This is a genomic window from Mesorhizobium sp. CA13 (genome assembly GCF_020165235.1).
In the GTDB taxonomy this organism is placed as follows: Bacteria; Pseudomonadota; Alphaproteobacteria; order Rhizobiales; family Rhizobiaceae; genus Mesorhizobium.
The window spans coordinates 189,795-213,639 of the sequence record NZ_JAIUHS010000005.1; the positions used below are offsets into that span (position 1 = coordinate 189,795).

Consider the following 23,845-nt stretch of genomic DNA (forward strand, 5'->3'; position numbering starts at 1 on the left):
GGATTTCAGTATCGCGCCAGGGGCAAGATATTTCAAGCTTAAAGTTTTATGCCGAAACGATTATGCGAAATAGCGGACCGCGCGCTCGCGCATTGCCGCACGCGCGGCCCTTGGGGTCACTTTTCCGGGTTCTTCGGGCTCCACAGCACCGTCTCGGCACCCTTCTCGTAAGCCATCCCGTCGGGATAGCTGATCGCCTCCAGTTGCAATCCCCAGGGCGCCTGAAAGTAGAGGATGGTCTGGCCGGCAGCGGGTCCTTCCTTGACCGGCAGCGGCCCCAACCTGGTCTTGACGCCCTTGGCCTCGAGATAGGCTTTCGCCGCCGCGACGTCGTCGACATAGAAGGCGATGTGAAAACCGCCAATGTCGCTGTTCTTCGGTGTCAGGTTCTTCTGGTCCGGCGCGGTGTATTTGAACAGCTCGATGTTCGAGCCATAGCCGCAGCGAACCATGGTGACCTGCTCGATGACAGCCTTCGGATCGACGCCGAGAAGATCCTGCATGAAGGTGCCTTTGTCGTCGGCGAACGGGCCGAACGACATCGCCTTCTTGCAGCCGACCACGTCGGTGAAGAAGTCGACCGCCTGCTTCATGTCGGGAACCGTGATGCCGGTGTGGTCGTGCCCGCGCATGCCGGGGATCGAGCTGGCTGCTGCCATACCGGTGCTGCCGAGGATGGCGGCAGCGAGCGCGGCATTTCGAATTATTATCTTCATGTCAGTTTCTCCTCCATTTGGCGGGGCTTTGTTATTGGCCGGTCGCACATCCGAGCCCGCTTTTCGGCGTGCGTATGCATTCATGTCGGAGCTTGGCGGCGGCAGGAATGTCCAGCCAGCCTTCGTCGATTTCGGGCAGCGGGATGGCCGAGATAAGGTCGCGCGTGTAGTTCTGTTGGGGATTCTGGAATAGAGCGTCCGTCGCGCTCGCTTCGACGATCCTGCCTTCGCGCATGACGATGACCTGCCGGCACAGCCGCCGGATGACCGACAGATCGTGGCTGATGAAGGCGACCGTCAGCCCCATCTCCGCCGCCAGCTTCTCCAGAAGGGTGAGGATCTGCGCCTGCGTCGAGACGTCGAGGCCGGAGACGATCTCGTCGGCCAGCACGAATTTCGGCGACAGCGCCAGGGCGCGCGCTATGCCGACGCGCTGGCGCTGGCCGCCCGAAAGTTCGTGGCGGTAGCGGCCGGCGAAGCTCTGCGGCAGGCCGACGCGCTGCAAGGCCTCGGCCACGCGGTCCCTGAGATTGTCGCCAAGCCCGTTCTGCTTCAGCGGCGCGGCGATGATGCTGGCAATGGTGCGGCGCGGGTTGAGCGACGACATCGGATCCTGGAAGATCATCTGCAGATTGCGCCGCAGCGGCCGCAACTCCGCCTCCGGCAGATGCGTGATGTCGCGGCCCTCGAAACTGATGCTGCCGGCGCTGGGCTCCAGCAGTCGCACCAGGGCACGGCCGAGCGTCGACTTCCCGGATCCGGACTCGCCGACGATGCCGGTCACCGATCCCCTGGGCAGGTCGAAGTCCAGGCCTTTTAGGATTTCCCCCAGCGGCGCGCGGCCGATCAGCGGCTTGCGCGTCATGTCGGGCAGCGCGACTTTCAACCCGCGCACGGAAAACAGCGGCTCAGCCATGCGGGCGCTTCCAGACCTGATCGGCGGCCGTGATCTCAGCAGCAAGCCCGGCCAGCACTGCCTCGTCCACCGGCTTTAGCGAGGCGAAGGGATCGGTGTAGCGCGGCGTGGCGGCCATCAGCGCCCGCGTATAGGGGTGCTGCGGGGCGGCGAAGAGAGCAGCCGTTTCGGCCTCTTCCACCACCTTGCCGGCATAGAGCACAGAGACCTTCTGGCTTATCTTTGCGACCACTCCGAGATCGTGGGTGACGAACAGGATTGCCGTGCCGTGCTCGCGCTGCAATGCAGCGATGAGCCTCAGGATCTGCTTCTGCACGGTGACGTCGAGCGCCGTGGTCGGCTCGTCGGCGACGATCAGCCGGGGCTCGGCGGCGAAGGCGGCGGCGATCAGCACGCGCTGGCGCATGCCGCCGGAGAGCTCGTGCGGATAGCTTTTCAGCACGCGGTCGGGGTCGCGGATCTGCACCTCGTCCAGCAATTGCCGGATGCGGGTTTCGGCCCTCCCGCCGCTCCAGCCCAGGATGCGCACCAGCCGGTCGGTCATCTGCGGGCCGATGCGGCGCGACGGGTTGAGCGCGGTCAGCGGATCCTGCGGGATGAGTGCGGTACGCGCGCCGATCAGCGTGCGCCGTGCCTTCGGGGTGAGCTTGCCGAGGTCCTCGCCCTCGAGCTGCATGGCGCCCTCGACGACACGCACGCTCGACGGCAAGACGCCCAGCACCGCCTTGCCGATCATCGTCTTGCCGGCGCCGCTTTCACCGACCAGCGCGCGGACTTCGCCGGACTGCACGGAAAGCGACACCGAGCGCAGCACGCGCTGGCCGTTCGGCAGCACGGCGCTCAACTCCTTGATGTCGAGACAGGCGCTCATCGCAGCACCGGATCGAAACGCGTCTTCAGCGCTTCGCCGAACTGGCTGAACGACAGCACGGTCAGGATCAGCGTGATCAGCGGGAATACCAGCACCCACCAGGCCTGGTGGATCGACAGCCGGCCCTCGGCGATGATGCCGCCCCAGGTCGGGTCGTCGGTCGAGATCGACAGGTTGACGAAGGACAGGATCGCCTCGACGATGACGGCGATGCCCATTTCCAGCGACAGCAGCGCCACGATCGACGGCACCACATTGGGCAGCACTTCGAGCAGCATGATGCCGATGCGGCCATAGCCGGCGATGCGGGCGTTCTCGACATAGTCCATGCGCGACTGGCCCATCGCCTCGGCGCGGATCACCCGGCAGAAACGCGTCCAGTCGATGATGGCGATGGCGAGGATGACGGAACTGAGGCCTGTCCCCAGCACCGCGACCAGCAGGATGGCGAACAGCACCGGCGGGAAGGCCATCCAGACATCGACGATGCGCGAGATGATGCGGTCGGCCCAGCCGCCGAAATAGCCGGCGATCAGCCCAAGGGTCGAGCCGACCAGGCATGCAGCGACGGCGGCGGCGAAGGCAACGATGAAGGCGATGCGCCCGCCGAAGATCAGGCGAGACAAGAGATCTCGCCCGAGGCTGTCGGTGCCTAGCCAATAGCCGGGCTCGGCGCCATCGAGCCAGAACGGCGGCAGCCGTTCCAGCATCAGATCCTGCGCCAACGGATCCTGTGGCGCGACCAGCGGCGCCAGGATGGCCGCCACCAGCGCCAGCAGCAGCCAGCCGCCGGCCAGCCAAAGCCTGGCGCTTGAGCCGTGTCTCGAGATGCGGCCGTCATCCATGGCGCAGCCTCGGATTGAGCAGCGCATACATCATGTCCACCGCGAGATTGATCAGCACGAACAGCAGCGCGAAGACCAGCACGATGCCCTGGATCAGCGGCAGGTCACGGTTGATGACGGCGTCGATCGCCATGTTGCCGAGGCCTTCATAGGAAAACAGCCGCTCGACGATGACCGTGCCGCCGATCAGGAAGGTGAACTGCACGCCGACCAGCGTCAGCGTCGGCAGTGCGGCATTCTTCAGCGCCTCGCGCAGGATGACCTGCGTTTCCGAAAAACCCTTCACCCGCGCAAGCACGACATAGTCGAGGTCGAGCACTTCCTTCAGCGACTGTTTCAGCAGCTGAGAGATGATCGCCGCCAGCGGCAATGCCAACGCCACTGCCGGCATAAGCATGTGCTTCAGGAGGTCCCATGTGAGATCGAGGCGCAGCCGAAGCAAGCTTTCGAACAGATAGAACTGGCTGACGAAGGGCAGGTCTAGCTGCGGCGAGACCCGCCCGGAAATGTCGAAGATCGGCACCAGCACCCCGAACAGCAGGATCAGCACCAGGCCCCAGAGAAAGTCGGGAATGGAAAGTGCCGCCCCGCTGGCGATGTCGATGCCGGCTTCGACCGCCGTGCCTCGTTCGCGGGCGCCGAGGATTGCCGTCGTCCCCCCGATAGCCACCGCCATGACAAGTGCGACGATGGCAAGCTCCAACGTCGCCGGCAGCCGGTTGAAGACCAGTCCCAGCACATCCTGGCGCAGCGAGATCGAGGTGCCGAAATCGCCCCTGACGACGCCGGACAGCCAGATGAAGAACTGCTCGATGATCGTCTTGTCGAGGCCGTAGAGCGCCCGCAGCCGAGCGATGTCGGCATCGGTCGCGCCGGGCGGCAGCATCATGGCGATCGGATCGCCGGGCGCGATGCGGATCACGACGAAGACGACGACGGCCACGCCGAACAGCGTGATCAGCATCGTCAAAAGACGGATCAGGAATCGTTGCAGGAGCATTCTAGCGTAGGCCTACGCATTCCATTGACTGTCGGAGTGAAACAGCGACGTTGGAGGAGGCGCGCCGTATCGCGACAGCGTGCCTCCCGCCACAAATCAAGCCGGGGTCATCAGGGCCGGCAACAGCGCGCCGGACACGTGCTGGACGACGTTGACGCCCTTGGCATGCACGATCGGCTGCGCGTACTGCATCAGCGGCAGCACATAGGCCTGCTCGGCGATGTATTTGTCGACCGCCTTCCAGCCGGCGATGCGCTTGGCCTCATCCTTCTCGCCCCACAGTGGGTTGATCATGTCGATCAGGTCCTGGCTGTCCCACACCGAGTGCGGGCTCGGCCCATACATGGCGAAACCGGTCGAGGTGGTCGGGTCGCCGATGGCATTGCCCCAGTTGTAGAAGGCCGCCGGCGCCAGCTTGTCGGCGGCGCGCAGTTCGTAGTGCTTGGCGATCTCGTAGACCTCGATCGTCGCCTCGATGCCGACCTTGCGCCACATGCCGACGATCGCCTGGATCATCTCATAGTCCTTGGGCTTGAAGCCCTTGGTCGTCTGAATGGTGAACTTGACCGGCTTCTCCGGCGAGTAGCCGGAAGCGGCCAGCAATTCCTTGGCCTTTTCCGGATTGTGCTCGACCTTGATCGAGGCATCGTAGGCCGCGTATTCCGGCGTTTCCAGCGTGGCGAGCGGCTGTCCGTAGCCGCGCAGCAGCCGCTTGACCAGAAGCTCCTTGTCGACCGCCATGACGGCTGCCTGGCGCACGTTCTTGTCCAGCATCGCCTCGATGTCGTTGAAGAAGATCATGCCGATGTCGGAAACATTCTTGATCGAGCCGGCAAGGCCGTCCTTGGCGATCAGGCGGTCATACTCCTCATAGGGGATCTCGAGCGTCACTTGCGAGGAGCCGGATTCGATCTCGGCGACACGGCTCGCCGCGTCGGTGACGAATTTGATCGTCACATTCTCGAATGCCGGCTTGCCGCCCCAGTATTTCGGATTGGCCTTGAGCCGCAGGAAGGCGTTGCGTTCGAACTTCTCGACCATGTAGGGGCCGGTGCCGATCGGAGCCTTTTCGAAGCCTTCGGCGCCGACCTTCTCGTAATAGGCCTTCGGCATGATGTAGCCGGTGAGGAACGACATCCACTTGAAATAGACCGGGTCGAACTGCACGACATCGCCCGTGATCTTGTTGCCGTCGATCTTGAAGTTGTTGACGTTCTTCCACACGAACTGGATCGGGTTGCCGGTCTTTTCATCGCCAGCCCGCTGCAACGACCAGACCACGTCCTCGGGCGTGAACGGCGAGCCGTCATGCCAGGTCACGCCTTCGCGGACCGTCATCATGATCTTGGTGCGGTCGTCGTTCCAGCCCCATTCGGTGAGCAGGCCCGGCGCGAAGGACAGGTCCGGCTTCTGCGGGATGAACTGGTCGAACACCGACTGGTAAAGGCCCTGGATGGTCGGATTGACCGCCGAAGGTCCGGTGGTCGGATCCCAGGACGGCAGGTTGACATTGTAGGCGATGGTCAGTTCGCCGGCCGCCGCCCTGGCGACCTTCGGCAGGCCGATGGCAGTGGCTCCCAGTGCGGCGGCACCGTATCCGAGCAATTCGCGTCTGTTGATTGTCATGGTCGTTCCCCTTATTGGTTTTCTGTTTTCTGCGCGCGGCTTCATTGTCTGATCAGTGGGTTTGCTGGGCAACCGCGCCTCGCCTTGCTCGCCCCAATCTGTTTCGGCTCCTACCTCCCGCCAAGCTGTTGCGCGAGCATGAAGCCCGAGGCGGCACCCGTGCCGGCGCCCGGCCAGGTCGCGGCACCGGTGAGATGCAGATTGGCCACCGGCGTGTTCCAGCCGGCGTAGCCGCGTGCCGGGCGAAAAAGGAAGTTCTGCGCCAGGTGGTGGCTGCCGCAAAGCTGGTCGCCGCCGACGAGGTTCGGGTTCTCGCGCTCGAGGTCGATGGGCGAAAACGCCGCCTGGCCAAGGATCTTGGCTTGCAGGCCAGGCGCGTAGGTTTCGATGATGTCGAGCACGCGCCCGGCATAGCGATCCTTGGCCTGATCCCAATGCGCGGGCGCGATCTTGCCGGCGGCATCGCCGAGGATCTCAGCGGGGAGCATGCGCACCTGCACCCACAGAACGTGCTTGCCTTGAGGCGCGCGCGACGGATCGACCGCCGTCGGTTGGCCGACGACCAGCACCGGCTCGTCCGGCAGTATGCCGGCCATCGCCTGCTGATAGGTGCGCGACATGGCGTCCAGCGACGGTGACAGATGCACATAGGCGAACTGCCGTAACTCGGCGCCGGCGCGCCAATCCGGCGGGTCGTCCAGCGCCAGATGGATCATCATCGTGCCCGGCGCGTGGCGGAATTTCCGCATCGCCGTGTCGAAGCCGGCGTCGCCGGAACCGTTGGGCAAAAGCGTGCCGGCCAACGCCTTGGGTGCAACGCCGGCAATGACCGCCCTTGTGGCCGTGTGCGTCTCACCGGACGCGAGCCGCACACCCGTCGCCTTGCCGGCGGAAACCGTGATTTCGGCTACCTCGGCGTCGGTGAATATCTTGCCGCCGGCTGCCGTGACCATGCCCGACAAGGCACGGATGATGGTGTCTGCGCCGCCCTTGCCCAGCACCATGCCGAAGCTCTGGTTGGCCATCGATTCCAGATAAGGGAACACGGCGCCGCCGGCGATGTCGGGCGCGAAGTCGAGATGCATGCCCCAGGTGGCGAGCGTCGCCCGCACATGGGGCGACTCGAAAGTCTCCTCCAGCCACGCGCGAGGCGATGACAGCAGCAGGCGGCCGGTGCCGAGCGCCCCGGCAAGGCCCTTCTTGCGCCACAGCTTCCACGCCGTGCCGGCAAGCGCGCGTGCGCCCATCGGCGATCCCAAGAGGCGAAACAGATGCTCGGCCTCCGCCGGGAAGGCGGCGACCAGCTTGCGCCATGTGGCGGCGTCGGCGGCGGAGAAGGCAGCCATGCGCGAGGCCGTCTTTTCCAGATCGTTGCTGACGCCGAACCAGCGTCCCTCCGGGAAGGCGCTGGCGAAACAGTCGGCGACCGGCACGAACTCCAACCCGTGGGCGTTCAATTCATTTGCATATTTCCGGTGGAAGGCGGAGCCGGCGAACAGGCTCAGATTCATCGCGCCGAAATCGTGGCGGAACCCCGGCAGCGTGAATTCGCGGGTCTGCACGGCGCCGCCGATTGTTGCACTGCGCTCGAAAATCGCGGTTTTCCAGCCTTTGAGCGCCAGATGCGCGGCGCAAGCCAGACTGTTGTGGCCCGCCCCGACAAAGATGGCGTCGAACTCGCTCACGCCCCGCACCCATTTCCTTTATGCTTAAAGATAATTGCAGATGCATATGTTTTCGTCTAGTAGGATATTAAGGGCCGAGACGAGCCTTCAGCACATCAGACAAGAGGGAACAGAGACCATGGACACGCAAAAACTCCTCGGCGAGGTCGCCGGCCAGCTTCTTTCAGGCGCCATCAAGGTGGTCGACCTGTCGGCGCCGCTCGGTCCCGACACGCCGCTGATCAAACTGCCGCCCGAACTCGCCGTCGACACGCCGAAGGTCGAGATCCATAACATCTCCCGTTACGACAAGAATGGTCCCTGGTGGGCCTGGAACTGGCTGAAGCTCGGCGAGCATTCCGGCACGCATTTCGACGCGCCGCAGCACTGGATCAGCGGCAAGGATTATCCCGACGGCGCCACCGATACCATTCCGGCGCAGAACTTCATCGGTCCGGTGAATGTCATCGACTGCTCCAAAGAAGCCGCCGCAGACCATGATTTCCTGCTCACCGTCGACCACATCAAGGCGTGGGAAGCCAAGCATGGCGCCATCAAATCAGGCGAATGGGTGGTGATGCGCACCGACTGGTACAAGCGCAACGGCTCGGAAGCCGAATTCCTCAACGCCAACGAGACCGGCCCGCACACGCCCGGCCCCACGGCGGAAGCAATCCAGTTCCTGATCAGCAAGGACATCAAGGGCTGGGGCTCGGAGACGATCGGCACCGATGCCGGCAAGGCCGGCGGCATGGAGCCGCCATTCCCGGCCCACACGCTGATGCACAAGGCCAACCGCTACGGCCTGGCCAGCCTGTGCAATCTCGACCAATTGCCGCCGAAGGGCGCCATCCTGATCGCCGCGCCGCTCAAGATCGAGCACGGCACCGGCAGCCCGATCCGCGCACTGGCGCTGGTGCCGGGCAAATAGGCGAGGGTGGCGGTCTTCGGGAGAAGATCATGCGCGCGGGCGATGATGCAGTGACGAGGTGGGAGAAGGGCAACGCTGGAGCTCTACGGCGCCCCCCTCTGTCCTGCCGGACATCTCCCCCTCGAGGGGGGAGATTGGCAGCTTCGCCGACGGCTCGCTTCTTGCAACATTGGAGATTGACGAAATCCGAGACGACATTCGATCTCCCCCCTGGAGGGGGAGATGTCCGGCAGGACAGAGGGGGGCGCCGTAGAGGGCTGACCTCCCAAGCTTATCCGCTGTCTACGGGGAACCGCCAATGAACGCCCCCGACCACATCATCGTCGGCAGCGGCATCAACGCGCTGGTCTGCGCGGCGATGCTGGGCGGCAAGGGCGCCAAAGTGCTGGTGCTCGAGCGCAACGACCGCATCGGCGGCTGCATGCGCACCGAGGAAATCACCGCGCCCGGTTTCATCCATGATGTGATGGCGACGACCTTCGTGCTGTTCATCACCTCGCCGGCCTATGCGGCGCTGGGCAAGGACCTCGCCCGGCATGGCCTGGAGTTCTGTCACGCGGCCACCCCGACCGGCGTGCTGCGCCCGGACGGCAGCCATGCGGTGCTCGGCACCGACCGCGCCGCCAACATCGCCGCCTTCAATGCGATCCAGGCAGGCGACGGCGATCGGCACGCCGAGGACGTCGGCGGCATCGAGCGCAATGCCGGGCTGCTGTTCGGCCTGCTCGGCGGCAGCCTGTGGTCCTATCCGACGGCGAAGTTGCTGGCCGGTGATGCCTGGCAGCGGAGCCCGCGCGGGCTGGCCGCCTTTCTCGGCGAAGCGCTGGTGCCGGCGCGCGGATGGCTGGAAAGCACCTATCGGTCCGAGACCATTCGCGCACTGTGGGCGCCCTGGGTGCTGCATGCCGGACTTGGGCCGGAAGATGCTTTCTCCGGCCAGATCGCCAAGGTCATCGCCTTCGCGCTGGAGGCTGCGGGCGCACCGGTCGTCAAGGGCGGGGCGAAGAACCTGCTGTCGGCCTTCGAGGCGCTCATCAAGGAGCGAGGCGGGGTCATCTCCACCAACGCCGACGTTGCCTCGATCATCCTGACCGAAGGTCGCGCCACCGGCGTGCGGCTGGCCTCGGGCGAGACCGTCAATGCGAAGAAGAGCGTCATCTGCTCGGTCACGCCGACGCAGCTTTACGGCCGGCTGCTCGGCAACGACAGCCCCGGGAATGACATCGAGGCGACGCAAAAATACCGCTACGGCAAAGGCAATTTCCAGATCCACTATGCCCTCGACAAGCCGCCGTCCTGGCGGGGCCAGGGGTTGGACAAGGTGGCGCTGCTGCATCTGACGCCTGGGTTGGACGGTGTGTCGAAGGCCTGCAACGAGGCGGTGCGGGGCATGCTGCCCCAAGTGCCGACCATCTGTGTCGGCCAGCCGCACGCGCTCGATCCCTCGCGTTGCCCGCAAGGCAAGGCGATCCTGTGGCTGCAACTGCCCGAGGCGCCCCGTCACATCAAGGGTGATGCCGCCGGCAAGCTGCAGGCGCCGGCGGACGGGCAATGGACCGACGGCCTGCGCGAGGCCTATGCCGATCGCGCCGAAGCGATCCTTGCCGGCCATATCGATGGCTTCAAGGACAGCGTCATCGCGCGCCGCGCCTATTCGCCGGCCGATCTCGAAGCGATGAACATCAACCTGGTCGGCGGCGACCCCTATGGCGGTTCCTCGACCATCGACCAGTCCTTCCTGTGGCGGCCGTTCAAGACCAGCCGCAACCACCAGACCGGCATCAAGAACCTCTATCACATCGGCGCCTCTACCCATCCCGGCGCGGGCCTCGGCGGCGGCTCCGGCTTTCTCCTGGCGGGGAGACTGTGATGGAGCAAAAAATCGCGGAAAAGCGCCAGCGCATTTCGACCTTGGGTCAGATCGGCCTGCAGCAATTCGCGCCCTATCTGATGAACCGCATCATGGGCCGCTACAACGCCACCTTGCGCGACGATTTCCGCAAGCAGGGCCTGACCATTTCGCAGGTGCGGGCGCTTGCCGTGCTGTCGGTCACCGACGGCGTCACCGTCAACGACCTCTCGGTCTACACTGTGATCGAGCAGTCCACCTTGAGCCGCACGCTCGACACGCTTGAGGGGCAGGGGCTTGTGCGGCGCGAGCAGGGGGTTAGCGACAGTCGCATCCGCCATGTGTTCCTGACCGACGAAGGCCGTGCCGAGTTCACCCGTGCCTGGCCGGCCATGCATGACGCTTTCGAGGCCATGTTCGACGATGTGGACGACGTCGAATACGCCGCGCTGATCGCGACATTGCAGAAGATGCTGAAGAACATTCGCAAGCACGACATCTAGAGCTACGCGCCGCCGAAGCCGGGCGGCAACGGAAGGAGGCCAAAAATGGCCGAACGGTCTTTTGCCAAGGAAGTCGAAAAGCTGAGGCTCGGCGCCGGCGAAGAATTTGCCGGCGAAGGCATCCTCGCCATCACCAAGGCGCTGCTGCAATGCGGCGTCGGCTATGTCGGCGGCTACCAGGGTGCGCCGATCAGCCATCTGATGGACGTGCTGGCTGACGCGCAGGACATTCTGGGCGAACTCGGCGTGCATTTCGAGGCGAGCGCCTCGGAGGCAACCGCCACCGCCATGCTGGCGGCCTCGGTGCATTATCCGATCCGCGGCGCGGCGACCTTCAAGTCGACGGTCGGCACCAACGTCGCCTCCGACGCGCTTGCCAACCTCGCCTCCGGCGGCGTCACCGGCGGCGCGCTGATCATCGTCGGCGAGGACTATGGCGAGGGCTCCTCGATCATGCAGGAGCGCAGCCATGCCTTCGCCATGAAGAGCCAGGTCTGGCTGCTCGACCCGCGCCCGAACCTGCCCTCGATCGTCAAGGCGGTGGAGGACGGCTTCGAACTGTCCGAGGCCTCCAACACGCCTGTCATGCTGCAGGTGCGTATCCGTTGCTGCCATGTCCACGGCCATTTCATCGCCAAGGACAACAAGCGGCCGCCGATGACGGTGGCCGATGCGCTTGCAGCGCCGCGCCGCGACACCGGCCGCATCGTGCTGCCGCCCGCTTCCTTCCTGCACGAGAAGGAGAAGGTCGCGAAGCGCTGGCCGGCGGCGGTGGATTTCATCAAGAGCCGCAAGATCAACGAATTCTTCGGTTCCGATCACGGCTCCATCGGCATCGTCATGCAGGGCGGCATGTACAATTCCGTCATCCGCGCTTTGCAGCGGCTCGGCCTTGCCGACACCTATGGCGGGACCGACGTGCCGCTCTACGTGCTCAATGCCGTGTATCCGCTGATCGACGACGAATTCCTGTCCTTCTGCGAAGGCAAGCAGGCGGTGCTGGTCGTCGAGGAAGGCCAGCCCAATTACATCGAACAGGCCTTTGCCGCCATGCTGCACAAGGCCGGGCGTGGCACCCGCCTGGTCGGCAAGGAGCACCTGCCGATGGCCGGCGAATATACCGGGCAGGTCATGCTCGACGGCATCGGCGCCTTCCTGCGCGCCGAGGCGCCGCACCTTCTGCCCGGCGAAGTGCGGGCGCCCAACAAGGTCGGTGAGGGCGTCGATACGGCGGACCTCATCAATGTCGTTCCAGGACGACCGCCCGGTTTTTGCATCGGCTGCCCGGAGCGGCCGATCTTTGCCGCGACAAAACTGGTCGAACAGGACCTCGGCAAGCACCACATCGCATCCGACATCGGCTGCCACCTGTTCTCGATCATGCCGCCCTTCGAACTCGGCGCCACCACAATGGGCTACGGGCTCGGCCCGGCCTCGGCCTCGGCCTTCAATTCGCCCGATGCAAAACGCCGCTCGATCTCCTTCGTCGGTGATGGCGGCTTCTGGCACAACGGCCTGACTTCCTCGATCGGCAATGCGGTGTTCAACAAGAACGACGGCGTCATCGTCATCGTCGATAATTTCTACTCGGCCGCGACGGGAGGGCAGGACATCCTGTCGTCCCGCGCCGGCAACAAGACCAAGTCGACCAAGCATCCCATCACCGAGGCGGTGAAAGGCATGGGCGTCAAGTGGCTGCGCCATGTCGACCGCACCTATGATGTCGGCAAGATGCAGGACACGCTGCGTGAAGCGCTGACGACCGACGAGAAAGGGCCGAAGGTCATCGTCGCCTCGTCTGAATGCATGCTCAACCGCCAGCGCCGCGAAAAGCCTCTGGTCGACAACGCGATCAAGGGTGGGACCCGCGTCGTCAAACCGAAGTTCGGCGTCGATGAGGATATCTGCACCGGCGACCATGCCTGCATGCGGCTGTCCGGCTGCCCGTCGCTGTCGGTGAAGTCGCTCGACGATCCGCTGCGCGACGATCCCGTCGCGAGCATCGACCAGAACTGCGTCGGCTGCGGCAATTGCGGCGAGGTCGCCGATGCGGCCGTGCTGTGCCCGTCCTTCTATCGCGCCGATGTCGTGCACAATCCGAGCCGCTGGGACCGCTTCCTCGAGAGCGCCCGGCGCGCTGTCATCGGCCTTTTGCAGCGTCGCCGCGAAGGCCGCCGCCTGGTGTTCGCCGATGCTTGATCACAACGCCTCACTGCGCCCGAAGACAGGCGCCGCCGACGATGAACGCGTTATCAAGCTTGCGGTGCTCGCCGTCGGCGGCCAGGGCGGCGGCGTGCTTGCCGACTGGATCACCGATGTCGCCGAGCGCAACGGTTACGTCGCGCAATCGACCTCGGTGGCCGGCGTCGCCCAGCGCACCGGCGCCACGATTTATTACGTCGAGATGGCCCGTGACACCGGCCGCCTGCCGGTCTTCGCGCTGTCGCCCTCGCAAGGCGACGTCGACATATTGATCGCCGCCGAACTGATGGAAGCCGGCCGCGCCATTATCCGCGGCTTCGTCACCCCCGAGCGCACGACGCTGATCACCTCTTCGCACCGCATCGCCGCCGTGTCGGAAAAGATCGAGCCCGGCGACGGCAGGGCGTCATCGTCGAAGGTGCACGCGACGGCGCAAGCCGCATCGAAGCGCTTCATCGCCTTCGACATGGAAAAGATCGCCGCCGACAACGGGTCGATGATCTCGGCCAGCCTGCTTGGCGCGCTGGCGGGCTCTGACGCCCTGCCGTTCACGCGCGAAAGCTACCAGGAGGCGATCGGCGCCGGCGGCCGCGGCGTCAAGGCCAGCCTCGCCGCCTTCGATGCCGCCTATGATCGCGCGCGCGGCACGGCGTCATCCGCTGCACCAAGACCGGTGAAAGCAGCTGTCGTCGGCTCCGCCCTTGCTGCCGGACAGGTGCGTGGCCCGCAAAACCTCCTGCAAGGCTGGCAGGCTCTGGCCGCCCGCATCGACGTGATGCCCGTGGCAGTGCGCGACATGGCATTGCGCGGTCTGCGAAAGGTCGTGGACTATCAGGACATTGCCTATGGGCGCGAATATCTCGACCGCCTGGACAAAGCCGTCGTGCTGGATGGGCCTGATCGAGCCTATGCCCTCTCGATCGCCGCCGCCAAGCATCTGGCGAACGCCCTATGTTACGACGACATGATCCGGGTCGCCGATCTCAAAACGCGCTCGACCCGCGACAAACGCGTGCGCAAGGAGGTCGGCGTCAAGGATGGCTCGGTCCTGCAGGTGACCGAGTATTTCCATCCGCGCATCGAGGAGTTCTGCGGCACGCTGCCGGCGGCGCTGGGCAGCTACATCGAGAACCGGCCGAAGCTCGCCGCCTTCCTTGACCGTCGCATCAATCGCGGCCGGCGCATCCGTACCGACAGTTTTGCCGGCTTCACCGCTCTGTGGTTCATCGGCGGCCTGCGCCGCTGGCGCCGCCGGCTGCTGCGCCACAAGGTGGAAGCCGCGCATCTGGAGCGCTGGTACGCGCTGGCGCTGGGCCATGCGCGTGACGACTATGCATTGGCCGTCGAGATCCTCAACTGCCGCCGTCTGATCAAGGGCTACAGCGACACCCATGTCCGTGCCCAGTCGAAATTCGACCGCGTGCTGTCGGCGCTCGACCTGCTCAAGGGGCGCGAAGATGCCGCCGACTGGATCCGCCGGCTGCGCGAGGCGGCGCTGAAGGACGAGAAGGGCGACATGCTCGATGGCGCCCTCAAGACGGTGGCGACGTTGGGGGCCGGGCCGACACGCTGAGGCCGCGTCGCGACGTCACTGTGTTCCGACTTGTGAATGAAGCGGCGCAGCTTGCGGGAAAAGATGCAGCAGTCCTGAATCGGCGCGGCGGCGCAGATGTGCATCCACCTCGGCCCGATCAGCACAGCCATGGAACCTGCCGCCGCAATGGTCACGCAACCGCACCAGATCAGACATGAGGGGTGACATCGGCAGGCCGGCGGCATCGAGCAGGCTTGCGCTGAGAAAGGCAATATCGAGCGACGCCATATCAGGCATCGGATGACGCAGTGGATGATGGAAGGTCGTGAGGGTGTAGAAGGTGCGATAGGCGAGCGAGTCAAGCTTGGCCAGCGCGTCACTGCCTGCGGTCGCATCGACAAATGGCTTTGTCGCCGAGGACTGGTGGTCGCCAAATTCGAGCACCACGGCGCCGCGCGTGCCGGCCTCCGCTTCCCGCTGCTTGAGAAAATCCTGAAAGTCGCCGCGCGCGATCGCCATGCGGCGCAGATATTCGCCGGCCTGGAAATCGTCCGTGAAGGGCTCGCCTTCCATCTTCAATCCCGGCTCCATCCGCCCCTCATAGGGCGAGTGCGGAAACATGGTCTGGATTTCGAGGAACAGTGGCCGGCCGTCTTCCCGGCGGTGCCTGCCGATGAATGCCTCCGCCGCCTGATAATAGAAACTGTCGCGCAGATGGTAGAAGGGCGCGGCGATATCCCTGATGTCGAGGACGTTCTCGAACCCGATCGACTTCAAAAAAGGTCCCTCGTTGACGAAGGTAAAGTCCATCGGCGTCATGACGGCCGTTCGATAGCCGCAGCGCGCCAGCAACTCCGGCAATGCTCCGGCGACCTTATCCTGTAGCGTGATCGTCAGATAGGGACTTCGCCAGCCGAAGTCTGTGGCCGAAACCCCGGTCATCAACGACAAATTGCTGATCCAGGTGCCGCCGCCGAACGTCTCGACCTGCATCGGGTGAGGCTCGGCGGCGGCAGGTGCAAATCGCTGCAGGAATCCCGCGCCACTGGCGATCTGCGGAAAATAGCTTGGATCGGACTGGCTTTCGCTCAACACGAAGAAAATATCGGGAAGCGCTGTCCGGTCGCCGCAGTCGACCGTGTCGGCGAAGGGTGGCTGTGGCGCGACGGCCTGCAGCCGCTTCTCGAACGCCGGCTCGACGACCAGGTTGCGCAGATCCATCAGTGAGATGAAGAAGGCCGACATGTGCCGGCCCTGCATATAGTAGAAGTACCGGTCCTTCGAAGCCTCGGCTGGAAAGGTCAGCGGCACCAGTGTGACGAGGACGGCCAGAAGCAGGGCGCGCGCCGATGCGGGCCAGCCAAGCTTCCGGTCGGCGCGAAAGATCAGGATCGCTGCGGCGATGCCAAGTACCAACGCCGCGGCGACAGGCAGGATGAGGTGGAGATAGGAGCCGAGCAGGAAGCGATACACTCCCGGATCCGTTGACACGAAGATCGTGTCGTAGAAGTGCAGCGAGAACCCCTTCATCCGGAATTTCACCGCCGAGATCAGCGTCACGAGGGCAACGGCCATCCAGGCAAGATAGACGGAAAAGGCGAGGCGCCCCGATGTCAGGAACACGGCTCCCGCGAGCGCCGCCACCAATGTCAGCGAGAACGGCACCGACAGCCATTCATGCTCGGCCCGGCCGGCACCAAAAACGCCCGCAAGGCTGATCAGCACCAACGCCAGCGGATGGCAGAAGGCCCGCAAAGGCCCTTGAAGTCGAGATATTGCTTTCCCCACGAACATGTCTGTGCGTTCCTTTGGGGGAGCTTTGTGTCATTTGCCGCTTTCGAACAATTCCATAGTAAATTTAACCTTAACCGCCGTAGGTAACGGGAATTCAGACGACCAGATCGCGCGTCGGCTTCACCGCCGCGGACCCCGGGAACACCTTGTCGCCGAGCACCGCTGCCGAAAGCCCGAACTGGTCGGCGAGCAGGCCTTTCAGCACCGCCCTGACATCGCTGGTCGGCGCCAGATCGCGCTGTTCGTAGAGTTGGGCGGGCTTCAGGCCCGGCCAGTCGGCTATGACGCGGCCGCCCTTGATCGCGCCGCCGGCGAGCAGCACCACCGTGCCGGTGCCGTGATCGGTGCCGATGGTGCCGTTGATGCGGGCGGTGCGGCCGAACTCGGTGACCGCGACGATCGCCGTGTCCTTCCAGCGCTCGCCGAGGCCTGTCTCGAATTCCTCGAAGGCGCCGTCGAGGCCGCCGAGCAGGGAGGCAAGCCGGCCCGTCGCGCCGCCTTCGTTGACATGCGTGTCCCAGCCGTCGAAGGCAAGCGCTGCGACACGAGGCCCCTCGTCGGCGTTCATCAGCCTGGCCGCGCCCTTTGCCGCCTGCCGCATGCCGGCTGCGCTGCCGAGGCCGGCATGTGGCTTCATCGCCTTGGCGCCCATCTGTCCCTCTAGCGCCATGCGCTCGGCATCGAGCCCTTTTTGCAGAGCCACCGCCAGGACCGGGTCGCGATGCCGATAGAGATCGAGCACCCGTGCGGCGAGGCCGTCGCCGGACGCAGGCAGGGATTGCGGCGCCCAGCCGAGCACCGGCGCCGCCCCGCGCATCACCAGCGGCGTCGACGGCCCGACGGCCAGCCCGCCGAGCGTTGCCACGCGCTCGCCCGGCGGCAGGCTCGCCAGCGCCCGGTTGAGCCAGCCGGTGGCGACATGGCCGGGGCCGGCATAGCCGCTTTCCAGCACATCCTGACCGTCGAAATGGGAACGGTCGCGATAGCCGGTCGCGGCCGCGTGCACGACCGCCGCCTGCTTGTTCCCGAACAGCCGCGCGAACACCGGCATGGCCGGGTTGAGCGCGAAGAAGCCGTCGAGCGGCAGCGCCGCGTGCGGACCGGCGAGCGACAGCGCGATGTCGCCGTGCAGCCCGGCATAATCGGGATCACCGACCGGCCCGACCGTCGAAAGCCCGTCCAGCGCGCCGCGCAGGACGATGACGATGAGGCGCGGGTCGCGATTGTCGGCGGCACGGGCAAAGCGGGGCAGATAGGCCCAGGCAAACAGGGCGCCGCTTGCCTTCAGCATGGAGCGACGGGAAGGGTGAGGCACTTCGCACAGCAGGGTCATGGCATTGTCTCCGCCGGGATCATTTTCCCTATCTTCGCTGAAATTCGGGCGCCATCAGCAGCAGCGCCAGCCCTTGCTGCTTGGACTCGGCGTGGGCGACCGCGTGCCGCGTATCCGGCGAGGCGGAGGGGCCGATGATCGCGTCGACCATGTCGTTGGGGTTGCCGATCTCCTTGATCTGGCGGGCCGCCTGCCAGGCGATGTCGAGCCGGGTCTTCATGCCCGCTGCCGATGCCCAACTGTCCGCCCGGTCGGGAAAGCCGTTCGGCCCCGGCGGCTGCCACAGCGGCTCGCCCAGCGCGGCGAGCCAGCCAAGCGATTGGCCGGGACCGCTCGCCGGGCCTGGGCCGGCCGCCCTTCTGACGGCGACGACGTAATCGAACGGCGAGCGCATCTTGGCCAGTGGCGTCGACCAGGCCTCCGGCATGTCGATGAGGGCCGAGGCCAGCGCCCGCAGATCGCCGTCGCGCTTGGCGAAGACCGTGGCGAGGCGGGCGACCGCAGCCTGCGGGGGATCGTCCGATATGAAATGGCGGGCGAGCTTGGCGGCGATATGCTGCGCCGTCGCCGGATGCCGGGCGATATCGTTGAGCGCGGCCTCGGCCTGGCCCATGCCGCCGGCCGGATAGGTCTTGCCGAGCAGCATCGCATCGCCGGGCTCATGCGCATTGGCGTTGAAGACGAAATTGCCGGGTTCGCCCAGCCGTCCTTCCCGCCCGGCCATGGTCCAGCCGGTAAGGATGCGCGCGAAGCTGGTGACGTCCGCCTGGGTGTAGCCGCCGCCGACGCCGAGCGTGTGCAGTTCGAGGATTTCGCGGGCGAGGTTCTCGTTGAGGCCACGCTTGCGGTTCCTGCCGGCGCGCGAATCCGGACCGACCGATTGCTGGTTGTCGAGATAGAACAGCATCGCCGGGTGACGCTCCACCGCGAGAAGCATGTCGGCGAAGCGGCCAAGCACGAAAGGGCGGATGGCTTCGCGCTCGAAGGAGCCGGCGCTGGCCCGCACGATGGCGCCCTTCGCCGCCGAGACGCAGAAATGGTTCGACCAGAAATAGACCAGGCGTTCGATGAAACCGGCCTCGGCCCGCAAGGCCTTGTCGAAGCGTGCCTGTGCTTCGGCCCGGAACAGCGTGCCCTCGCTGCGCGGCATGGCGGGTTTGGCCGGAACCGCGGGCGATGCTGCCGGGGCGCCATCCACCGCCGCCATCCGCTTTCGGTCCAGCTTGCGCTGGAGATTTTCCGCCATGCTCGCCTGGATGGCGAACGTGCTGCCCTTGAGATCCGCATAGACCGGATCGTCGAGCGAAATCAGGGCAATGTCGGGCCGTCTGAGTTCCGCCTTGAGATAGCCGCGCGGATCGCCGAGCAGCCTGTCTCGATCGCCCGGCCGCGCCCCAAGCCCGAAGCGGTTGAACGCGACCAGGGCGGCATCTGGCGGCATGGAGCCTTTGGCCGGGATAGCCACGTCAGCTCTCCTTGTTCAGGCCCAGCGCGGCGCATGAACCCCGTTTTCGGCGCGATGCGCTTAGGTCGGATCGGCTGCTGCGGTGGAGCGGGCCGGTCGGTGAAGCGCGCCCGGCCCGCCAAAACTTATCAGTGATGCCAGCGGTGCCAGACCCGATGTGGGTGCCAGACACGATGGGGGTGCCAGACGTGGAATACTGGGCCGGGCCGGTAATAACGCGGATACACCACCACCCGGTTAGGCACGCAGCGCCCCCAGCGATTGGGATGCCAGCCGGGGCCGCAACCCCACGCCACATGCTCGATCAGCGCCGGGGCGCTTGGCTGGGCCATCATTGGCACGGCGGATGCCGCCGCAACGGTCGCGGCCGTTCCGGTCAAGGCAAGCGCGGCGGCGGCCGCGTATTGTGTGAGACGGTTCATGACGATACTCCAATGGTCTCGAAGCTGAAAACCTGTTCGTACCGGGCGGTCCGGCAGGTGTGCCCTTCTTGCCTTAAACGGCGGCTTCGGCGCATTCCGTCGGTGCTTATGGCGATTTTTTTGCCGCCGGCGGCAGCCCCGCGCGTCTTGTCAGCCCCTCCGCCAGCACGCCGCGATCCTCGGCGGAACTCGCCGCGGCGAACTCGACGATGCGCTGCTCCAGCCGCGCGCGCATGGTGACATCGGCGTTGCGGGCCCGCTCGAGCGCGGCTGTCAGGGCTGCGGTGTCGAGGGCGGGCTGACGCAGCAGGTCGGCGGCCTCGCGCCTGGCCTGCTGGCCGTCGAGAATGACCTGGCGGGATTCGCGCCGGACCTCACGCAGCGCCTTGCGGAATATCCTGCGTTCCTGGTCCGGAAGCCGGCCTCCGGCCGCTTCCAGCGAATAGCCCTGGCCCGCTTTGCCGCTTCTCAGCCAGACTGCCCCGCCGGCAAGGGCGCCGGCGAGGAAGACGTTGAGCGCAACGGACGCGATGAGGAGCTTGCGGCCCGTGCTCATAGGTTTTCCTCGATCGTGTCGCCGTCGGGACCGGCATCGCCGAACGCCGTCGCATTGGCGTCCAGCACATACTGATCGGGCTGAACCTGGGGAGTGGCGACGATCACCAAAGCCGATCCGGCAACCGCGCCGGCCAGGCCGATGCCGGCAAGTCCGAGCCCCAGCCACCACAGACGCTGGCGCCAGCGTTGGGCAAGATGACCGTCGGCAGCCCTCAATATGCCGCCGTGCAGCGCCTTGCCGGGCGCTTCGACGCGATAGCTGTCGAGCAGGGCGTCGAGCTTGCCGGCGTCCCTCAGAATGGCCGCGCCCGCGTCGCTTGCGGCAAGGATGCTGCCCGCCGCGCGTTCGGCCTGCGGCCATCGCCGCAAATCGCCGCCATAGGCTCCCGCTAGCGCGGCAAAGCGTTCGGCATCCATCGTCGGTGCGTCCCTGGATCGGTCAGACATTGGTCTTTCCCTTGCCTGTTGGCCCCTTGCCTGCTGGCATCGCGTGCCCGCACGGGGCGGCGATCGTCGGGGCCGGCCGCCAGGCGGTGTCGGCAAGGCGCGAACGCTGCGCCTTCATGCCGGCGCGGTTCTCATTCATGGACACGGTCCCTGGCCAGGATCGCCTGCAGCGCCCTGCGGCCGCGCGAAAGCAGGCTCTCCAGGGCATCGACGCTGATCTCCAGGGTCGTGGCCGCCTCGATGTTCGACATGCCCTGATAGTAGACCAGGATGATGGCTTCGCGCTGGCGCGGCGCGATGGCTTGCAAGGCATGTTCGACGCGCTGCGTGTCTTCCCGCGGCTGGGCATCCGGAAGCGGCGCCGGGTCTGTCACCTCCGGCAAATCGTCTGTCACCCATTCGCGGCGGCGGCGCAGCCGGTCGTAGCAAAGGTTCAGCGTCACCCGGTGGATCCAGCTGTCGAAACGGGCATTGCCGCGCCGCCAGCTCGAAGCATGGCGCCAGATTCGGACGAAAGTCTCCTGCGCGACATCCTCGGCCTCCGCCGCGTCGCCCAGCATGCGCACGGCAAGCGCCAGGATACGCGGCAGTTTGCGCGCGACGAGCGTTTGCACGGCCGCCGGATCGCCGGCGCCGACACGGCGAACCAGCTCCTCGTCCGGATCCGCGCTCATCGGCTGGCGCACTCCTGATGGTCATCGCGTGCCATTACCCCCGTTCATTGCTCCGCCTTGGGAGCGGTTTTGTGGCCCGGCATTTCGTCGACGCTCAGAACGCCGTCGCCGTTCTTGTCCAGCCTGGCAAAGCGCTTGGCGAAGAGGGCATCGAGTTCGGCGCGGTCGATGAAGCCGTCATGGTCCGAGTCCGCGCGCGCGAAGGACTGTGTCGGGTCGCCCTTGGTGCCACGCTTTGCCTGGAAGGCCTCCCATTCCTGCAGGCTGATCTTGCCGTCGCCATCCGTGTCGGCGGCCATGACCGCCTTTTCACGCCGCTTCTGGAACTTGGCCAGCGTGATGTCGGGCCTGGTCTTTGACGTGGCTGGCGCGGCAGCGGGGGGCGGTGCAGAAGGTGGCGTCGCGGCCGGAGGCTGTGTCGCCGTCTGGGCGAACGCCGTGGCGGTCAGCAGGCTCAAGGCAGCGGCAAGGATCGAACGGCGTATCATGCTGGCGTCTCCGGTTGGCGCGCTGCCACGTTGTGCCGTGGCGACGCTTCTCCCGTTAAACGCAGCGGCGGGAAAAATCCGTCGGTGACTTTTGTGCCGGCGGGCGAATGCCGCAACAATGCGCCCGATCGGGCGCTGCTTGCGCCATATTCGAACCCTTCAGCCGAAGGGCAGGAATTATGTCGATTGGTCCGCCATCACCAACTGGTCCGGCTTGAAGCCGGCATGCTGCGGGGTCCACACATCGCCCTCGCGATTGAACCAATGGCACATATATGTGCCGGAGGCGGCACCGTCGCTTATCGTCATCTTCGGGCCTCCGGACTTCAGCTTGACGACGTCTCCGGTCTTGAAACTGTTGGGCATTTTGGCCTCCCATGCTGACGCCGGGAGTTTCACATCAAACCTCGGTCTCGACAATGGCGGATGCGTTCGACCAGCATCGCGATCCACAGTGCCAGGCGGCGTTTTGGGGCCCGGTCGGGTTGTAGATCCGGCCGCATATGCAGCAATGTGTGTTGCCGTTGGTTGTCGAAATTGGATGTTGAAATTTCCGTTCGGCTGGCCGAGATTGGCATCTGCCGAGTATTGAGCGCTGCTATCGCTTCTGCGATGCTGCGGATCCGGCACTGTGAGTTTCGAACGGGATCTTATTGCGCCGTGATCAGAAGCAACAAACAAAAGCAACCCGTATGCATCCTGATTCCGAATACAGTAGAGTTGCGACATTGACTGAAAGAGACTTGAAGCGCTTGGGGAAAGGCGAGGGGTTCCCATCAGAGCGCCGGAGGAAATGATTCGTCGCGTCATGGTTGCTGCCTGTCCCAACGATCAGGCCGCTGATCAACGAGGGCTGGCAGGCGAGTACATGCCCGGGAAGCATTGAGAGGAGGACAGTTTTGGCGAAGGCCAAGGGGATCGCTCTAGAGATTGCAGAGCATAGCGCAGCGAATCCCGATGCACAGAAGCCGCTGCGCAAGCGCTTGTTCGACCACCCGCTTCTCGTGGTTAAGCGGAAACTGTTATATCGCCTGCTGCACCCCCAGGCGCCACGGCACCCTGTGCCGCTTACAAAGCCGGTCCTCGTCGTGGGCTCCGCGCCGGTCTCAAACCCGCCGGTGGGTTTTCAGCGCGATGCTTTCACACTCTTTACCGTGAATGGCTCGCAGACCGTCACAGCCCGCTGGGGGATGGGGACCCCTGACGCAACATTTCTTTACGTCAACCAGCTTGACGCGACCAAGCCCAACGCTTTGGCCGTGCGCGCCGTCTTGACCGGCCAGGAAACCGATCTGCTCTGGATTGTGCGCGCACACCGCACGATGGAGGAATTGCGCTGCAACATCGCGGCCTTCAACTACCGCTGCCGCGACCTGCGCACGATGACCCGCCACCAGCGCATGGCGCTCTACGAAGCAGTGATGGGTGTGCCCAATTTCGAGATGCATCTGGAGGAGAAGTTCTCGACCGGGATCACAGCGGTCCTTTACGCCTTGCATAACGGCGCGCCGGCCGTGATCATCACGGGTATTGACCCGGGTTCGCACGGCCATGTGTACAACAAGCTGAACATCGACCGGATGCACGTCGGCTCCGACCGTGCCACCCTGCTAGCGCTGTTGGCGCTCGGTTTCCCCCTTTATACGAGCGATCCGCATGTGGCGGACTCACTCGGTCTGCCACTCTGGACGGGCCAGGCCAGGAGATGTGAGGTCCAATGACAACGGTCGATGTGGCTTGCTGGTGAGCTGTCTGAAATGTGAGTGCGACGATCTGATGGACAGCTCCGTCGTGAAGAGGCGCGATGCGGTGGCTGGCTCTTGTCGCGCAAAACACCATCCACACCTTTCGAGATGAAACGGTCCTGGCAACCAGACGCACGGCATTGGCGAATGTGCTTCTGGTCTTCCGCGTCCAGTGCTGCCATGCTAGATTCGTGTAAATTCACATCAGATTGTAGAACTGCCACATGATACCAATCTACATTGGCTATGATCCGCGCGAATC

At 65.1% G+C, this 23,845-nt stretch carries 23 protein-coding genes; 6 read left to right on the forward strand and 17 right to left on the reverse strand.

The window, feature by feature from the left end:
• Positions 1-116: 116 nt before the first annotated feature.
• The 7 genes from LB566_RS14480 to LB566_RS14510 all read right to left on the reverse strand — a co-directional run bounded on the left by LB566_RS14480 (position 117) and on the right by LB566_RS14510 (position 7,659).
• The gene (locus LB566_RS14480) at positions 117-716 is read right to left on the reverse strand and encodes a VOC family protein (RefSeq protein ID WP_224624895.1); all 600 of its coding nucleotides are present in this window, start codon (positions 714-716) and stop codon (positions 117-119) included.
• A 31-nt stretch (positions 717-747) separates the two neighbouring features.
• The gene (locus LB566_RS14485) at positions 748-1,632 is read right to left on the reverse strand and encodes an ATP-binding cassette domain-containing protein (protein WP_224624896.1); all 885 of its coding nucleotides are present in this window, start codon (positions 1,630-1,632) and stop codon (positions 748-750) included.
• On the reverse strand, positions 1,625-2,503 hold the full coding sequence (locus LB566_RS14490) for an ABC transporter ATP-binding protein (RefSeq protein ID WP_224624897.1): 879 nt from the start codon (positions 2,501-2,503) through the stop codon (positions 1,625-1,627). The genes LB566_RS14485 and LB566_RS14490 overlap by 8 nt, the downstream gene beginning before the upstream one ends.
• Positions 2,500-3,348 (reverse strand): ABC transporter permease, encoded by an 849-nt coding sequence (locus LB566_RS14495; RefSeq protein ID WP_224624898.1) that lies wholly within the window; start codon positions 3,346-3,348, stop codon positions 2,500-2,502. Before LB566_RS14495 ends, LB566_RS14490 begins: the two co-directional genes overlap by 4 nt.
• Positions 3,341-4,348: an ABC transporter permease gene (locus LB566_RS14500; RefSeq protein ID WP_224624899.1), complete on the reverse strand. Its 1,008-nt coding sequence runs from the start codon at positions 4,346-4,348 to the stop codon at positions 3,341-3,343. The genes LB566_RS14495 and LB566_RS14500 overlap by 8 nt, the downstream gene beginning before the upstream one ends.
• Before the next feature lie 96 nt (positions 4,349-4,444).
• On the reverse strand, positions 4,445-5,974 hold the full coding sequence (locus LB566_RS14505) for an ABC transporter substrate-binding protein (RefSeq protein WP_140550156.1): 1,530 nt from the start codon (positions 5,972-5,974) through the stop codon (positions 4,445-4,447).
• A 110-nt stretch (positions 5,975-6,084) separates the two neighbouring features.
• Positions 6,085-7,659 (reverse strand): phytoene desaturase family protein, encoded by a 1,575-nt coding sequence (locus LB566_RS14510; protein WP_224624900.1) that lies wholly within the window; start codon positions 7,657-7,659, stop codon positions 6,085-6,087.
• Positions 7,660-7,777: 118 nt separating this feature from the next.
• Between LB566_RS14510 and LB566_RS14515 the strand changes: the two genes are divergently transcribed.
• The 5 genes from LB566_RS14515 (at position 7,778) to LB566_RS14535 (ending at position 14,696) form a co-directional block, all read left to right on the forward strand.
• The gene (locus LB566_RS14515; RefSeq protein WP_140550154.1) at positions 7,778-8,569 is read left to right on the forward strand and encodes a cyclase family protein; all 792 of its coding nucleotides are present in this window, start codon (positions 7,778-7,780) and stop codon (positions 8,567-8,569) included.
• A 298-nt stretch (positions 8,570-8,867) separates the two neighbouring features.
• Positions 8,868-10,439 (forward strand): phytoene desaturase family protein, encoded by a 1,572-nt coding sequence (locus tag LB566_RS14520; RefSeq protein ID WP_224624901.1) that lies wholly within the window; start codon positions 8,868-8,870, stop codon positions 10,437-10,439.
• A complete protein-coding gene (locus LB566_RS14525; protein WP_224624902.1) occupies positions 10,439-10,921 on the forward strand; it encodes a MarR family winged helix-turn-helix transcriptional regulator in 483 nt (160 codons plus the stop codon). The genes LB566_RS14520 and LB566_RS14525 overlap by 1 nt, the downstream gene beginning before the upstream one ends.
• Before the next feature lie 45 nt (positions 10,922-10,966).
• Positions 10,967-13,120 carry an indolepyruvate ferredoxin oxidoreductase subunit alpha gene (locus LB566_RS14530; RefSeq protein WP_224624903.1) on the forward strand — a complete coding sequence of 718 codons (2,154 nt, stop codon included), beginning with the start codon at positions 10,967-10,969 and terminating at the stop codon, positions 13,118-13,120.
• Positions 13,113-14,696: an indolepyruvate oxidoreductase subunit beta family protein gene (locus LB566_RS14535; protein ID WP_224624904.1), complete on the forward strand. Its 1,584-nt coding sequence runs from the start codon at positions 13,113-13,115 to the stop codon at positions 14,694-14,696. The genes LB566_RS14530 and LB566_RS14535 overlap by 8 nt, the downstream gene beginning before the upstream one ends.
• 15 nt (positions 14,697-14,711) lie before the next feature.
• Here LB566_RS14535 and LB566_RS14540 read toward each other — a convergent pair whose 3' ends face one another.
• The 10 genes from LB566_RS14540 to LB566_RS14585 form a co-directional block, all read right to left on the reverse strand.
• Positions 14,712-16,451 carry a sulfatase-like hydrolase/transferase gene (locus LB566_RS14540; protein ID WP_224624905.1) on the reverse strand — a complete coding sequence of 580 codons (1,740 nt, stop codon included), beginning with the start codon at positions 16,449-16,451 and terminating at the stop codon, positions 14,712-14,714.
• Between the two features lie 94 nt (positions 16,452-16,545).
• Positions 16,546-17,784 carry a DUF1501 domain-containing protein gene (locus tag LB566_RS14545; protein ID WP_224624906.1) on the reverse strand — a complete coding sequence of 413 codons (1,239 nt, stop codon included), beginning with the start codon at positions 17,782-17,784 and terminating at the stop codon, positions 16,546-16,548.
• A gap of 28 nt (positions 17,785-17,812) precedes the next feature.
• The gene (locus LB566_RS14550; RefSeq protein ID WP_224625051.1) at positions 17,813-19,225 is read right to left on the reverse strand and encodes a DUF1800 family protein; all 1,413 of its coding nucleotides are present in this window, start codon (positions 19,223-19,225) and stop codon (positions 17,813-17,815) included.
• A gap of 152 nt (positions 19,226-19,377) precedes the next feature.
• Entirely contained in the window at positions 19,378-19,671 is a 294-nt protein-coding gene (locus LB566_RS14555) for a GCG_CRPN prefix-to-repeats domain-containing protein (RefSeq protein ID WP_224624907.1), read from the reverse strand.
• 106 nt (positions 19,672-19,777) lie between these two features.
• Positions 19,778-20,227, reverse strand: coding sequence for a periplasmic heavy metal sensor (locus LB566_RS14560; RefSeq protein WP_224624908.1), 450 nt, complete (start codon positions 20,225-20,227; stop codon positions 19,778-19,780).
• Complete coding sequence (locus LB566_RS14565; RefSeq protein WP_224624909.1) at positions 20,224-20,676, reverse strand: hypothetical protein; 453 nt, start codon at positions 20,674-20,676, stop codon at positions 20,224-20,226. Before LB566_RS14565 ends, LB566_RS14560 begins: the two co-directional genes overlap by 4 nt.
• Complete coding sequence (locus LB566_RS14570; RefSeq protein WP_224624910.1) at positions 20,669-20,815, reverse strand: hypothetical protein; 147 nt, start codon at positions 20,813-20,815, stop codon at positions 20,669-20,671. The genes LB566_RS14565 and LB566_RS14570 overlap by 8 nt, the downstream gene beginning before the upstream one ends.
• Entirely contained in the window at positions 20,808-21,350 is a 543-nt protein-coding gene (locus LB566_RS14575) for an RNA polymerase sigma factor (protein WP_224624911.1), read from the reverse strand. The genes LB566_RS14570 and LB566_RS14575 overlap by 8 nt, the downstream gene beginning before the upstream one ends.
• Positions 21,351-21,394: 44 nt before the next feature.
• A complete protein-coding gene (locus LB566_RS14580) occupies positions 21,395-21,838 on the reverse strand; it encodes an EF-hand domain-containing protein (protein WP_224624912.1) in 444 nt (147 codons plus the stop codon).
• 177 nt (positions 21,839-22,015) lie between these two features.
• A complete protein-coding gene (locus LB566_RS14585) occupies positions 22,016-22,204 on the reverse strand; it encodes a YodC family protein (protein WP_140550142.1) in 189 nt (62 codons plus the stop codon).
• A gap of 533 nt (positions 22,205-22,737) precedes the next feature.
• Between LB566_RS14585 and LB566_RS14590 the strand changes: the two genes are divergently transcribed.
• The gene (locus LB566_RS14590) at positions 22,738-23,559 is read left to right on the forward strand and encodes a membrane-anchored protein (RefSeq protein WP_224624913.1); all 822 of its coding nucleotides are present in this window, start codon (positions 22,738-22,740) and stop codon (positions 23,557-23,559) included.
• Positions 23,560-23,845 lie beyond the last annotated feature (286 nt).

What these genes read in the sequence shown, in the direction of transcription:
- LB566_RS14570 (WP_224624910.1), bottom strand. Translation starts at nt 20,815, where the DNA reads ATGAATGAGAACCGCGCCGGCATGAAGGCGCAGCGTTCGCGCCTTGCC.
- LB566_RS14485 (WP_224624896.1), bottom strand. Translation starts at nt 1,632, where the DNA reads ATGGCTGAGCCGCTGTTTTCCGTGCGCGGGTTGAAAGTCGCGCTGCCC.
- LB566_RS14550 (WP_224625051.1), bottom strand. Translation starts at nt 19,225, where the DNA reads ATGCCGCCAGATGCCGCCCTGGTCGCGTTCAACCGCTTCGGGCTTGGG.
- LB566_RS14585 (WP_140550142.1), bottom strand. Translation starts at nt 22,204, where the DNA reads ATGCCCAACAGTTTCAAGACCGGAGACGTCGTCAAGCTGAAGTCCGGA.
- LB566_RS14555 (WP_224624907.1), bottom strand. Translation starts at nt 19,671, where the DNA reads ATGAACCGTCTCACACAATACGCGGCCGCCGCCGCGCTTGCCTTGACC.
- LB566_RS14540 (WP_224624905.1), bottom strand. Translation starts at nt 16,451, where the DNA reads ATGTTCGTGGGGAAAGCAATATCTCGACTTCAAGGGCCTTTGCGGGCC.
- LB566_RS14490 (WP_224624897.1), bottom strand. Translation starts at nt 2,503, where the DNA reads ATGAGCGCCTGTCTCGACATCAAGGAGTTGAGCGCCGTGCTGCCGAAC.
- LB566_RS14535 (WP_224624904.1), top strand. Translation starts at nt 13,113, where the DNA reads ATGCTTGATCACAACGCCTCACTGCGCCCGAAGACAGGCGCCGCCGAC.
- LB566_RS14480 (WP_224624895.1), bottom strand. Translation starts at nt 716, where the DNA reads ATGAAGATAATAATTCGAAATGCCGCGCTCGCTGCCGCCATCCTCGGC.
- LB566_RS14500 (WP_224624899.1), bottom strand. Translation starts at nt 4,348, where the DNA reads ATGCTCCTGCAACGATTCCTGATCCGTCTTTTGACGATGCTGATCACG.
- LB566_RS14525 (WP_224624902.1), top strand. Translation starts at nt 10,439, where the DNA reads ATGGAGCAAAAAATCGCGGAAAAGCGCCAGCGCATTTCGACCTTGGGT.
- LB566_RS14575 (WP_224624911.1), bottom strand. Translation starts at nt 21,350, where the DNA reads ATGAGCGCGGATCCGGACGAGGAGCTGGTTCGCCGTGTCGGCGCCGGC.
- LB566_RS14580 (WP_224624912.1), bottom strand. Translation starts at nt 21,838, where the DNA reads ATGATACGCCGTTCGATCCTTGCCGCTGCCTTGAGCCTGCTGACCGCC.
- LB566_RS14530 (WP_224624903.1), top strand. Translation starts at nt 10,967, where the DNA reads ATGGCCGAACGGTCTTTTGCCAAGGAAGTCGAAAAGCTGAGGCTCGGC.
- LB566_RS14505 (WP_140550156.1), bottom strand. Translation starts at nt 5,974, where the DNA reads ATGACAATCAACAGACGCGAATTGCTCGGATACGGTGCCGCCGCACTG.
- LB566_RS14515 (WP_140550154.1), top strand. Translation starts at nt 7,778, where the DNA reads ATGGACACGCAAAAACTCCTCGGCGAGGTCGCCGGCCAGCTTCTTTCA.
- LB566_RS14560 (WP_224624908.1), bottom strand. Translation starts at nt 20,227, where the DNA reads ATGAGCACGGGCCGCAAGCTCCTCATCGCGTCCGTTGCGCTCAACGTC.
- LB566_RS14565 (WP_224624909.1), bottom strand. Translation starts at nt 20,676, where the DNA reads ATGTCTGACCGATCCAGGGACGCACCGACGATGGATGCCGAACGCTTT.
- LB566_RS14520 (WP_224624901.1), top strand. Translation starts at nt 8,868, where the DNA reads ATGAACGCCCCCGACCACATCATCGTCGGCAGCGGCATCAACGCGCTG.
- LB566_RS14545 (WP_224624906.1), bottom strand. Translation starts at nt 17,784, where the DNA reads ATGACCCTGCTGTGCGAAGTGCCTCACCCTTCCCGTCGCTCCATGCTG.
- LB566_RS14495 (WP_224624898.1), bottom strand. Translation starts at nt 3,348, where the DNA reads ATGGATGACGGCCGCATCTCGAGACACGGCTCAAGCGCCAGGCTTTGG.